Source organism: Serratia sp. UGAL515B_01, from assembly GCF_033095805.1.
Lineage (GTDB): Bacteria > Pseudomonadota > Gammaproteobacteria > Enterobacterales > Enterobacteriaceae > Chania.
The window spans coordinates 3,214,681-3,228,262 of record NZ_CP109901.1; the positions used below are offsets into that span (position 1 = coordinate 3,214,681).

The 13,582-nt window shown below is 50.2% G+C and carries 6 protein-coding genes; 4 read left to right on the forward strand and 2 right to left on the reverse strand.

The features are described 5' to 3' along the window. Nucleotides 1-177 precede the first annotated feature (177 nt). Together OK023_RS14510 and rfaQ are read right to left on the reverse strand one after the other, a co-directional pair. Nucleotides 178-1,401 carry an O-antigen ligase family protein gene (locus tag OK023_RS14510; RefSeq protein ID WP_317693400.1) on the reverse strand — a complete coding sequence of 408 codons (1,224 nt, stop codon included), beginning with the start codon at nt 1,399-1,401 and terminating at the stop codon, nt 178-180. Beyond that, the gene (gene rfaQ, locus OK023_RS14515; protein ID WP_317693401.1) at nt 1,398-2,594 is read right to left on the reverse strand and encodes a putative lipopolysaccharide heptosyltransferase III; all 1,197 of its coding nucleotides are present in this window, start codon (nt 2,592-2,594) and stop codon (nt 1,398-1,400) included. Before rfaQ ends, OK023_RS14510 begins: the two co-directional genes overlap by 4 nt. A gap of 722 nt (nt 2,595-3,316) precedes the next feature. On the opposite strand from rfaQ, the gene OK023_RS14520 reads away from it, so the two are divergent. The 4 genes from OK023_RS14520 (at nt 3,317) to OK023_RS14535 (ending at nt 13,506) form a co-directional block, all read left to right on the forward strand. Further along, nucleotides 3,317-3,481: a hypothetical protein gene (locus OK023_RS14520; protein ID WP_317693402.1), complete on the forward strand. Its 165-nt coding sequence runs from the start codon at nt 3,317-3,319 to the stop codon at nt 3,479-3,481. 781 nt (nt 3,482-4,262) lie between these two features. After that, nucleotides 4,263-5,162: a LysR substrate-binding domain-containing protein gene (locus OK023_RS14525; RefSeq protein ID WP_317693403.1), complete on the forward strand. Its 900-nt coding sequence runs from the start codon at nt 4,263-4,265 to the stop codon at nt 5,160-5,162. Nucleotides 5,163-5,886: 724 nt separating this feature from the next. Continuing rightward, complete coding sequence (locus OK023_RS14530; RefSeq protein WP_317693404.1) at nt 5,887-12,213, forward strand: Ig-like domain-containing protein; 6,327 nt, start codon at nt 5,887-5,889, stop codon at nt 12,211-12,213. 369 nt (nt 12,214-12,582) lie between these two features. Then, a complete protein-coding gene (locus tag OK023_RS14535) occupies nt 12,583-13,506 on the forward strand; it encodes a LysR substrate-binding domain-containing protein (RefSeq protein WP_317693405.1) in 924 nt (307 codons plus the stop codon). Nucleotides 13,507-13,582 lie beyond the last annotated feature (76 nt).

Genomic DNA, 13,582 nt, shown 5'->3' on the forward strand with positions numbered 1-13,582 from the left:
ATACAAACTATAGGGAGCGTGTGACAGAAATATGTCAGTAAAAGAAGGAGATAAGATAATGAACACGGCAGGTTACGGAGTAAACGAAAAGGCCCCACAGGATTGGGGCCATTGAGCGGGTTACAGCGTTACGAAGGTGCAATCAAGCTGGCACAACCTAACGCAAATCACTTTTTCCTAGGGATCGGGTCTAACCTCTCTCACCACTACCGCGCCCACCAAGAAACTGGCGATAACCATAAACAGGTGCCCCTCGGAGGAGTCTAGTAGGAACGAGTTGAAAAAGTGGCAGGCCATATAGCTGCCAAGCACGGCTACCAGCAGGTTGCGGCAGGCTACTGGTTGACGCCAGGCCGCCCGAAAGCAACAGAACATCCAACCAAGGAATATCGCCAACCCGAGCAGGCCACTATGTACCGTTTGTAGCAGATACTCATTATGTGGGTTATGTACGTTGTAGCCGCTTTCCACATTATTGTACCAGAAGCTCCCGGCACCATTTCCCAACAGCGGTGCCTGTTTGATCAGGCGTAATGATTCACGGACAAAGCTGGTACGCTGCCCCATCGAGTTGTCACAAACCTGATAGGCTAACTCCGCCGGAGCCAACACACAGTGGCGGATCTCCTGTAGACCTTGCGTCAGGCGTTCCGTGGCACGATTTGGTATCAAAACCAACGCGACGGCAACCAGCAGACCACAAAACAAAACCCCGATACGCTGCCGGCGCTGGAACGTCAACAACAACCAGATGCCTACCCCCGCGAACAGCGCAACATAACCAGTACGGCCTTGAACCATTAACAACACATTAGCGGCTGCCAAAACAACCAACGCACCGTATATCAGACGTTTCACGCCAGATTGCGCAAAGGCGCGAGACAACCACACCAGAGCGGCCAACGCCATAAACACGTTTTGTGTTATCTGCAATTTGAAAACCGTCGGGTTCTCTGGCTCAAGCCCCCACAGTGTGACATGCCCGATGCCCGACGTCAGACTGATAGCCAGTATCACCACATTGGCCAGTAAAAAACCGTCGACAAACCGAGAGAACAATCGTTTATCAATCAGGAAGAACAGCGCTAACGGCAGTATGTACAGCAACTTCTGGTATTTGCCTACCATCTTCGGGCCGTAGTCGTGGTGCTTGGTTAGCAACGAAATAGCCAGTAAGGCAAACATTAAGGCAGGTAACCAGACCAAAGGATCCTTAAGTAACGGCATCACATAGCGGAAATCCCGCTGCCACAGCACGCAAATCGCGGCCAGCGCTAACGAAATATTCATCAACGCGTTAGAGCTGGGTAGAAAAATTCCCAGTAAAAATGCAATCAGGCTGAACAATTGAAAGCGAACGGGCGTGAGTGGCAACGTAGAAGACAGGTTTTTTGATGTCATGGCGATGGGCTTATATCTGGGTTAAATGAACACGCTGTCTGTAAGCGCGCATAATCTCTGGTTGAAGCGTCTTCGTCCATAAGGTGGTGGTCAACAGCTTGGATAACGTCCTTGGCAGGAATGGCATCCAGATAACGTTCTGTGGTATCGGTATCTATCTCATTAGGGGCCGGTAATACACGATAATCCCCTGCCCATAATCGGGTGTGCGGTACCTGCCAAGGGGACCATTGTTCCAGATTACTCGGGCCAAATAGCACAACGGAAGGGGTTTGCAGGGCCGCAGCCATGTGCATCGGTACAGAGTCCACACCGATAAACAGCTTCGCCCGATCGATTAACACGGCTAGCTCCGGCAGTTCAAGGCGACCAGCCAGATTGATCACCTGATGCGGCAGGCTAAGCCCCGCTTCAATGGCAGCTATCATAGCGATTTCATCCTCTGCACGTCCTCCGGTCAGTACTACGGTTTCCCCTCTGGCCGTGAGGTGATTGATAACCTCGGTAAAACCCGCTATAGACCAAGTCTTGAACGCCCAACGGGCGGTAGGTTGCACCAGCACAAAACGGGTCACGTGGTGTAGTTGCTCCAGACGTTCAATCTCATCAACATCAGATTGACGGTAAGCCTGTGTCACTTTGGTCATTTGGTTTGGCAACGCCAATGGGGCAAGAATATCAAGATTATTCAATACGGTGTGCTGCTGCTGGTGTTCGTCGGTCGCCACCAGTAGAGAGTGACAAGCCTGCCACAGCCAGTTGTTGCGTTTAGAGTAACGAAATCCCAAGCTGAAAGATGGTTTCAGGAAGCGGCAATATAACGCCGCACGCCACTGGTCAGACAGATTAACCACCAAGTCGTAGTGCGCACTCCGCAGCCTATTCCACAGGGCCTTTTCCCCGCGAAACTGCTCTTTGAAACCCTGATGCTTAAGGTTACGATCTACGGTGTAGGACTGAAAAACATCTTGATTCCCCGCCAGCATCGCTTCAGTGCCCTTATAAACTAGGACATCGATCTGTGCGTTAGGGTAATTGACACGCAGTGTACTGAGTAGTGGCGTCGTCAACAGTACATCACCAAAATGGCGCAGCTTGATGACCAGTATGCGCTGTACCTTATTACGATTGGATAAATTGCCAGGTAATACCGTTTGGCGGGCAGATAAAGCTGTCGGTTGGGTAGTCGTCATATTTCATCATCTCGAAACAATACAAAGGCTCCCTTCCACGGAGGTCGAGGCGTTCATCACTCGTCGACAATACGATTAGCCGATACCAATATAAGACGATATGAATAGCCACCAACGCGGCAGAGGCCCTATCGCCTGCGCATCTCGCTGCGCCGCAATGCTACATTGTTCTAAATAGCAGTTCAATAAGTTATTATTTATCAACAATACCAGTGACTAACGCTATTAAATAACATCGTATAGAAACTTCCACATCTAGAGTGAAGCCAGATTTATCTGTAGCACTGGCTCTGCTTTATACCTAAGTGAATTAACGTTGTAGATAGATGAAAACTAAACGACAAATCTGCTAGAGGAAAATTCAAACAACTCTTGAGCTACGCGCTGAGTGAGTTTCAGCGTTTAATGAGGCCGCCAACGGCGTTGTAACACAAAAAACGATGGATGATATCGCCGAACGCCCGGTAATCACGGTCATTCCATCGCTCCTTTTGAGCCGAGCGTAAACGTTTACCCCATTAGTAAACATTCACCCATCCGCACTGCTTAGTAATAAAGTCATTGCTGCTTCTACTTTGCTTGGCGTGTATAGACTTTTCCGATGCCAATTTGAGCAAGAGTAAACTCCCAACCAGAGTTAACTGATATGACAAAATCAGCACCAATCAGTAAAAACCAGGTAAGCAACCCACTCCCGAATTTCGTCAGGGATCCCTGAGGCTATGAACGTGAAAGCGAATTCGCTGCTGAAAATGTGCATATCAAAACGCCAGTTGGTTGAGCATGCAATGTCATTGCTCATGCTGACAGAGGCGAGCAGTACCATTCAGCAAGTCTTACTGAACTTCGTAGAAATCGGTATGTACCGAGCACTTCACAAGCGATAGCAGATATAATAATTTTATTTAAATTTCTTAATGAGAATTAATAAAAAATCTTGCTGTAGAATGGCATTTAAAATAGTGAGATTCGCAGCCAATCAACATAGTGAAGACTGTATTTGACACTATTTTACACAATAAAATATTGATAATCTTTTAAGATGGGCGTTTTTCAATGAGATTTTTTCAAAGGTAAAACACAAATACTGAAAATAAATTATCTTTATAAGTGATAAGTAAAAGTATTTACAAAATAAGGTTGCAGAACGACAGTGGCGTTATTGGAAACTTTCTTTATTCATTAAGGCGTTAGCTAGCCTTCTTTCAACAATTACTTTCCATTATCACCGATAGAAAATATTTCCTTCACAACCCATAAGCAAAATCTTATACTACTTTAAAATAAAGTTATATCCATCATTATACAGATAAACATTACCTCACAATGCAAAGCTTACGTCCTTGTCAGTCGAAGTGATTGGGTCATATTACGTTGCATAGTTAAAGTAAGGTAAATTTATCAGCATTGAGGGGAAGATTTATAGGGTAATTTTGGGTAAAAAACACCGTTGACATTTCCACAGCATATTACCCAATACTTGAATTGACACGACAACAACAAGATAAACTACCAATGCATTACTTTTATCTTGTTTTGGCTTACTTCCAAAAAAAGATAATAATCCAAATCAATAAAAGCGCTATTCCTTAACATAAAACATCAGTGACATAGAGAGAAACAGACAGCACAGTTATGAAAAACCTGCCTAAACCCAATCAATTAAAAATGTTCCAGTCAATTATAGAACACGGGAGTTTTCGAGCTGCCGCCAAAGCCCTGCATCAGACCCAACCTGCATTGACACAATCAATGAATGAGCTTGAGAAGATGTTGGGAACTTCACTTCTGATTCGCGGACCACGTGGTGTGGTACTGACTGAAGCAGGCAAACTCTTTGAACCCCGGGTTAAATTAGTACTGAAAGAGTTAGAACGAGCTGTCAATGAAGCAAAGCAGCTTAGCACCAACTCCCGTGGAACCATTGAGTTAGGGAGTTCGTCATTGCCATTTTTTACCATGTTGCCATCGGCAGTCCAGCGTTTTCATAAACGCTTTCCGCAGGTCAACATTAATCTTACGGAAGGACAACTTTCCGAGCTATTACCTACACTACGTGAGGGGAAATTAGACTTTGTCATCGGTGCAACGTCGCCGGAAACTGTTCTAACTAGCGATTTTATCAAAGAGCCATTCTTTACTACTCCTTTTGCGGTTGTAGCACGCCGTGGGCACCCACTAGCCCAAAGCACCTCACTGAGCCAGCTCAAAGAGGCAAAATGGTATTTACCAACAGCCAAAATAGGTTACTACAGTGAACTGGATGCCCTGCTTTTCCCTGAAGGGGAGCAAAAAGCACAAACTATCATCAGAGGGGATACCGCAGCGACAGCATTGCAGATGGTCATAAATGCTGATTTTCTGACCGTGGCCGCAAAAGAGCTCCTTCAGGTGCCTTACTTAAACCAACAACTCTGCATAATACCCATCGCAGAACCATTACCTGATGCAACCTACAGTTTTATCTACTCCCATCGCCTGCCACTGACGATGGTGGCAAAAACGATGATAGACAAACTGCACAGAGAGTGTAAGAACTACCCTTGGTACAGCAAGGTTGAGCAATAAATGACTTTAGCCGCCATCTTGTCGCTTGAAATCACTCGAGTATACACAGATTTTTATTGACCAAACTTACGTTATTATTTATAGATAGCGCAAAGATAGGCGCTGAATATAATCACATGCCATTGCAATTAAAAAACTTATTTTTATCAGCAATGAAAATAAGTTAACTCCCCAAAATAGACTGCGTGAAATTTATCACCTATAAAAATTACTTTATTTACGTTCTTTGTAACACCCAATACAATAGTGGCTAGCTAATAGGGGAGCGCTACAGAAAAAAGGATGTCATAAAATTGTCATATAGACTCTCAAGAAATCAAGCACCACATTCACAAAGGCAAGGGCAAGGACTCATGGATAAACTGAGTATCAAAAAAAATCCATTTGAGATATGAACTCATATAAAAAAGAGTTCATTAATTAACTTTAAACTTATCGTTTTAGACATTTTACGAAAGTATAACCCGGTGTTTTCATTACCACCAACTCGACTTATTGTGATTATTTTTTAATTTCACTCTATATTATTATTCGCAAAACTCATTTTACTGATATGAAAAAATAGCCACAATCATTAAAACCCAAATCACAGTCTAATGATTGGCATTAATTTTAAGCCAATTAATTACGCTTTCAAATCTCGATAAATAGATGAGGCAGCTGTACCGAGCCGATCTTTTGAATATTGAACATATCGTTTTAATTTATCTATAAGGTATTTACCGTGAAAAAACACGTCGTACTCTCTGCCAATAATCCAGAGACTCCTAAAAAATCTCGGCTATCCATGCTGTTAGCCTGGGCTAATATTGTCACCCAAGTCGCCTTCCCCATGAGCCTGGCTTATACCCCCGCCGTCATGGCGGCAAAGAAGGCCCATACTGAAGAGGAACAGGCAACGGCCAACGCCGCCACCCGTTTAGCCGGTGTGTTAGCCAGCGGTGACCCAACCAAACAGGCTGAATCTATCGCCCGTGGAGCCGCGACCAGCTCGGCAAACACCGCCGTAGAAAACTGGCTCAATCAGGTTGGCTCCGCCAAAGTACAACTCAATGTGGATGACAAGTTGACGCTTGAAGGCAGCCAGGTCGATGTCCTGTTACCACTGCAAGATACCCCAAGCTTGCTCACTTTCAGCCAGTTAGGCATGCGCTATATCAACGACCGCCTCACCCTTAACGCGGGCATCGGCCAGCGTCATTTCCTCGACCAGCAGATGTTTGGCTATAACCTGTTCCTTGACCGAGACGTTCAAGGGCGCCATTCACGCATTGGTCTTGGCGGCGAATATGCCCGTGATTACCTGCGTATCGGCGCCAACGGCTATTTTGGCGCTACCGGCTGGAAGAACTCACGCGACCTGGACGGGTTTGATGAAAAAGCCGCCAACGGCTTTGATATCCGCACCGAAGCCTATCTGCCCGCTCTGCCACAGCTGGGCGGTAAGCTGGTTTATGAACACTATTTTGGTGATGAAGTCGGCCTGTTTGGCAAAGACAACCGCCAGTCCGACCCGTCGGCCTTTACCGTCGGCGTAAATTACTCCCCTATTCCACTGGTGACCCTCGGTGCTGACCATAAGCGCGGTAACAGTGGCATGGAGGAAACTCGCTTCAACCTCTCCTTCAACTACGCCCTTGGCACCCCCTTGTCGCAGCAGCTTGACCCGGCCAACGTGGGGGCAAAACGTACCCTGGCGGGCAGCCGCTACGAGCTGGTTGACCGTAATAATGAAATTGTTCTGCAATACCGCGAGCAACAGTTACTGAACGTGGTCATGGCCCCGCTGATGCAGGGGGATTCCGGCCAGACGATCGCGTTGCCGATCACCGTCACCAGCAAGCATGGCGTGGCGTCGTTTGAATGGCAGGCCGACGGGTTTACCGCAGCCGGCGGGAAAATCATGCCTAAAGGGCAAGGGTGGCAAGCGGTGCTGCCCGCGTACAGCCTGCAGGGCAATAACAGCTACCCGATCAGTGTCACCGTGGTGGACAAAGCGGGTAACCGTTCTGCCCCTGCTCAGGGGGAAATCGCCGTGACCGGATTCGGTATTGCGGCAACCTCCGAACTGACGATTAAAAATGCCCGCTTGCCGGCCGATGGCCGTTCTACCACGCAGGTAGAATTATCCCTGAAAGACGGCAGCGGCAGCCCCATCAGCGGGATCGCCGGGCAAATCACGTTGGACAGCGAGTTCCAAGCACCATCCGTCGCCAACAAAATCAGCCCGGCTGCGGCTTCAGCGCAGCAACCAACGCCACATACTATCGGTGAGATAACCGAATCCCCAGACCGTCCTGGTGTCTATCTGGCCACCTTTACGGCGGGCAGCAAAGTGGGCGTGGTGAAACTCAGTGCCAACATCACCGGGGCAACCCTCGCCGTGAAACCGGCTACCGTCACCCTGGCGGCAGACAATACGACGGCGACTCTCGATAAAAACAGCCTGTCTGGCAAAGACGGCAGCACCCTGGCCAACGGCAAGGATGTGAACACCGTACAACTGCCGGTCAAAGACGCCAACGGCAATCCGATCCCCGGCTATGACGTCACCTTTACCGTCACCAACCCGGATGGCACGACTCGCCAGCAGACGGTGACCACCGATGAGAACGGCATCGCCTCTCTGCCGGTGACCAGCAACCTGGCAGGCAGCGTGAAGGTCGAAGCAGAAATCGGCGGCTTGACCAGCAGCACCGAACTGAGCTTTGTCGCCGACAGCACCACCGCCACCATCGACCAGAACGGCATGGGGGCAAAAGCAGGCAATACCGTCGCCAACGGCACCGACGTCAACACCGTGCAACTGCCAGTGAAAGACGCCAACGGCAACCCGATCCCCGGCTTTGACGTGACCTTTACCATCACCAACCCGGACGGTTCAACCCGTCAGCAGACGGTGAAAACCGACGAGAACGGTATCGCCTCTCTGCCGGTGACCAGCGATAAAGCCGGCAACGTGAAGGTAGAAGCCAACGTGGGCGGCGTGACCAACAGCACCGAACTGAGCTTCGTGGCTGACAGCAGCACGGCGAAGATCGAGGAAGACGGCATGACCGCGGCAACAGGTAATACCGTGGCCAACGGCAGCGACAGCAACACCGTGCAATTACCGGTCAAGGATGCCAACGGCAACCCGATCCCCGGCTTTGACGTCACCTTTACCGTGACCAATCCGGACGGCTCTACCCGTCAGGAGACCGTGACCACCGATGCCAACGGTATCGCTTCTCTGCCGGTGACCAGCGACAAAGCGGGCAGCGTGAAGGTCGAAGCCAACGTGGGCGGTATAACCAGCAGCACTGAACTGAGCTTTGTAGCCGACAGCAGCACGGCGAAGATCGATGAAGACGGCATGACCGCAGCGGCGGGTAACACCGTGGCCAACGGCACCGACAGCAACACCGTGCAACTGCCAGTGAAAGACGCCAACGGTAACCCGATCCCCGGCTTTGACGTCACCTTTACCGTCACTAACCCGGACGGCACTACCCGTCAGCAGACCGTGACCACCGATGCCAACGGTATCGCTTCTCTGCCGGTGACCAGCGACAAAGCGGGCAGCGTGAAAGTAGAAGCAGAAGTCGGCGGCGTAACGACCAGCACTGAACTGAGCTTTATTGCCGACAGCAGCACGGCGAAGATCGATGAGAACGGCATGACCGCAGCAGCGGGTGACACCACCGCCAACGGCAGCGACGTCAACACCGTGCAGTTACCGATCAAAGACGCCAACGGCAACCCGATCCCCGGCTTTGACGTCACCTTTACCGTGACCAATCCGGACGGCTCAACCCGTCAGCAGACGGTGACCACCGATGCCAACGGTATCGCTTCTCTGCCGGTCACCAGCGATAAAGCCGGCAGCGTGAAGGTCGAAGCCAACGTGGGCGGCGTCACCAGCAGCACTGAACTGAGCTTTATTGCCGACAGCAGCACGGCGAAGATCGAGGAAGACGGCATGACCGCGGCAACAGGTAATACCGTGGCCAACGGCACCGACGTCAACACCGTACAACTGCCGGTCAAAGACGCCAACGGCAACCCGCTCCCCGGCTTTGAGGTGACCTTTACCGTCACCAACCCGGACGGCTCTACCCGTCAGCAGACCGTGACCACCGATGCCAACGGTATCGCTTCTCTGCCGGTGACCAGCGACAAAGCAGGCAGCGTCAAAGTGGAAGCAGAAGTCGGCGGTGTGACGACCAGCACTGAACTGAGCTTTATTGCTGACAGCGGCACGGCGAAGATCGAGGAAGACGGCATGACCGCGGCAACAGGTAATACCGTGGCCAACGGCACTGACGTCAACACCGTGCAATTACCGGTCAAGGATGCCAACGGCAACCCGATCCCCGGCTTTGACGTCACCTTTACCGTGACCAATCCGGATGGCACCACCCGTCAGGAGACCGTGACCACCGATGCCAACGGTATCGCTTCTCTGCCGATCACCAGCGACAAAGCGGGCAGCGTGAAAGTAGAAGCAGAAGTCGGCGGCGTAACGACCAGCACTGAACTGAGCTTTATTGCCGACAGCAGCACGGCGAAGATCGAGGAAGACGGCATGACTGCGGCAACAGGTAATACCGTGGCCAACGGCACTGACGTCAACACCGTGCAGTTACCGGTCAAGGATGCCAACGGCAACCCGATCCCCGGCTTTGACGTGACCTTTACCGTGACTAACCCGGATGGCACCACCCGTCAGCAGACGGTGACCACCGATGCCAACGGTATCGCCTCTCTGCCAGTGACCAGCGAACAAGCGGGCAGCGTGAAAGTAGAAGCAGAAGTCGGCGGCGTCACCAGCAGCACCGAGCTGAGCTTTATTGCTGACAGCAGCACGGCGAAGATCGATGAAAACGGCATGACCGCGGCAACGGGTAATACCGTGGCCAACGGCAAGGATGTGAATACCGTGCAGTTACCGGTCAAAGATGCTAACGGTAACCCGATCCCCGGCTTTAGCGTCACCTTTACCGTCACCAACCCGGACGGCTCTACCCGTCAGCAGACCGTGACCACCGATGCCAACGGTATCGCTTCTCTGCCGGTCACCAGCGACCAAGCGGGCAGCGTCAAAGTGGAAGCAGAAGTCGGCGGCGTGACGACCAGCACTGAACTGAGCTTTGTGGCCGACAGCAGCACGGCGAAGATCGAGGAAGACGGCATGACCGCGGCAACAGGTAATACCGTGGCCAACGGCACTGACGTCAACACCGTGCAATTACCGGTCAAGGATGCCAACGGCAACCCGATCCCCGGCTTTGACGTCACCTTTACCGTCACCAATCCGGACGGCTCAACCCGTCAGGAGACCGTGACCACCGATGCCAACGGTATCGCTTCTCTGCCGGTGACCAGCGACAAAGCGGGCAGCGTGAAAGTAGAAGCAGAAGTCGGCGGCGTAACGACCAGCACTGAACTGAGCTTTATTGCTGACAGCAGCACGGCGAAGATCGATGAGAACGGCATGACCGCAGCAGCGGGTGACACCACCGCCAACGGCACCGACATCAACACCGTGCAACTGCCGGTGAAAGATGCCAACGGCAACCCGATCCCCGGCTTTGACGTCACCTTTACCGTGACCAACCCGGACGGCTCTACCCGTCAGGAGACCGTGACCACCGATGCCAACGGTATCGCTTCTCTGCCAGTCACCAGCGAACAAGCGGGCAGCGTGAAAGTAGAAGCAGAAGTCGGCGGCGTAACGACCAGCACTGAACTGAGCTTTATTGCTGACAGCAGCACGGCGAAGATCGAGGAAGACGGCATGACCGCGGCAACAGGTAATACCGTGGCCAACGGCACCGACGTGAATACCGTGCAATTACCGGTCAAGGATGCCAACGGCAACCCGATCCCCGGCTTTGACGTCACCTTTACCGTGACCAATCCGGACGGCTCAACCCGTCAGGAGACCGTGACCACCGATGCCAACGGTATCGCTTCTCTGCCGGTCACCAGCGAACAAGCGGGCAGCGTGAAAGTGGAAGCAGAAGTCGGCGGCGTCACCAGCAGCACTGAACTGAGCTTTGTAGCAGGCGAGATGACAGCTGTAAACTCGAGTCTGGAGACTGGAGCAACCAATATCGTGGCAAACGGGACGGATACAACGCTGATTACGTTGATGCTGAAAGATAGCAACAATAACCCGGTAACCGGTCAGAACGTCACCTTTAGCAGTACGTTGGGTACGTTAAGTAGCGTGACCGAAGGCGACAACGGGGTCTATACCGCGACGTTGACCGCAGGTGTGGCAGCGGGTATTACAACACTGCAGGCCAGCGTGGGTGGCAATCCACTGAGCTTGACAACCAGCGTCACATTAGTGCCAGGAGCGGTAGGCAGTGAACAATCGACGTTAATGCCAAGCAAAGCTAGCATTAATGCCGATGACCGCACGGGCTCTACGCTTACCCTTACTGCCAAAGATGCGAACGGCAATGCCATTAAGGATCTGGATATTGAGTTGGTTACCGACCTGGCTGACACCGAGATAACAGCAGTGGTTAACAACAATGACGGTACTTATACCGCAAGTATCAATGGTACCAAGGCCGGCGTTGCCAGCATTACCGTGTTATCTTCCGGTGTTACGTTAGAGGGGCTGTCAACAGCAGTGACAATAACGCCAGGGGCATGGAATGCCGCGCAATCCACTCCCGTTATGGGGGTGACTAGACAGACTCTCGATGTAAGGCAAAGAGGTAACATTTTCATGAGAAACTATGTGACCCTCAAAGCACTACCGTTATACGACAAGCACGGCAATACCATTTCAGGAGAGTTGATTTATAACCTCAGTGGTGCAAAACTCACAACTGTGACGTCGGTGGCATCTAGTGTAAATGGTACTGATGGGGCAACAATCAAGAGCGATGGAACAGCTACTTATTCTCCTGCCAATGATGCTTATGCGACTGAGGCAGCGGCCTACGCGAATAGGTTTATCAGTACCGATGTTACAGTCACAGTAACGGGCATTAAAGATGATTTCAAAACGACGACAGTGAATAAGGTATTTAAATTGGGGGCTGGCTAATAAGTAGTATTACCAGGTCATCAGATAAAGTATCTCTTGCCTGATCGGTATTGTATTCAACACTAGATAGGCTGGCCACAACACCTACATATACCCCCCCCACTTTCGAGTGGGGGATATCCGTTTAGTTACCGCCATTGCTCTTGCAAAACTCACTGCTTTTCCGCAAATAATAAGCAGAAATATATTACCTTTTAAAGGTAAGTCACTAATCCCTCAAAACCACACTCCATCAGTTTTAAATGCCGTATTGATATCTAAAAATCCTAATCGAGCCCCCTAAAATTTCCTGGCATTTACATTTATTGGTCCAGCATCTAGGCTTAAATTTAGAATCTTCCATCAGCGTTAAAACCTATATGGTGAACCATGAAAGAACTGCCAAAAATCAATCAGCTCAGGGATTTTCAGGCAATTATCCATTATGGAAACGTCAGAGCCGCAGCGCAGGCTCTGTTTAAAACTCAGCCTGCGATGACCAAAAGCATTCAGGAGTTAGAACGGATACTGGGGGTAACCTTACTTGCCAGAGGCCCACAAGGCATGGTATTAACCGAGATGGGGCGCGTTTTTGAACCCAGGGTCAACACGTTGCTTAACGATCTGGAAAGAGCCGTAGACGAGCTGCATCAACTGAGTGAACAATCTCAGGGCAATGTCACTTTTGGCTGTTCACACCTCCCCGCTTTTAGTGTGCTTCCCTCTTTGATTAATGCGTTTCAAGAGAAAAACCCGAGTGCAAATATTACGATTGTCGAGGGACAACTTTGCGAGTTAATTGCCCCAATACGCCTGGGGCGATTAGATTTTTACATTGGTATTGAGTCACCTGAAATATCGATGAATGAATTTACGGTTGAAAGCTGCTTCAATACGGAATTTTGTATCATTGCAAAAAAAGGACATCAGCTCTCTAACTGCCGTTCATTAAGTGAATTGAAAGGGGCAAAATGGTTTTTTCCGAGCACAAGAAGTGGATACTTTAAGGGTTTGGAAGATTTTATTTTTCCAAATGGCAAAGAAGACAAGAATATTGTGATTTATGGTGACTCGCTAGTCATTGGTGAACAACTTACTTTAAATGAGGACTATCTTTTTATTGCTCCCAAAGCAACCCTTGAGATTTCTTCTATCAAAGACCTTATAACAAGGGTGCCAATAAAAGAGAAACTGCCTGATGCGCTATACATCTTACTTTATAGACAACAACAGGGATTAACTCCGCTGGCCAGACAACTGATAGATAAAGTTAAGCAGGCATGCTTCTGTCTGCTGACTGATAAAAACCAGTGATAGGGTAGAACGTGATGACATTGACTGTATCAAGGTTACCGCTGGTTGCCCCCGCAGATATCATTGCGGGGGCAAC

Excerpts from the sequence above, each read along its gene's own strand:
- OK023_RS14510 (WP_317693400.1), bottom strand. The coding sequence starts at position 1,401 with ATGACATCAAAAAACCTGTCTTCTACGTTGCCACTCACGCCCGTTCGC.
- rfaQ (WP_317693401.1), bottom strand. The coding sequence starts at position 2,594 with ATGACGACTACCCAACCGACAGCTTTATCTGCCCGCCAAACGGTATTA.
- OK023_RS14520 (WP_317693402.1), top strand. The coding sequence starts at position 3,317 with ATGAACGTGAAAGCGAATTCGCTGCTGAAAATGTGCATATCAAAACGC.
- OK023_RS14525 (WP_317693403.1), top strand. The coding sequence starts at position 4,263 with ATGTTCCAGTCAATTATAGAACACGGGAGTTTTCGAGCTGCCGCCAAA.
- OK023_RS14535 (WP_317693405.1), top strand. The coding sequence starts at position 12,583 with ATGAAAGAACTGCCAAAAATCAATCAGCTCAGGGATTTTCAGGCAATT.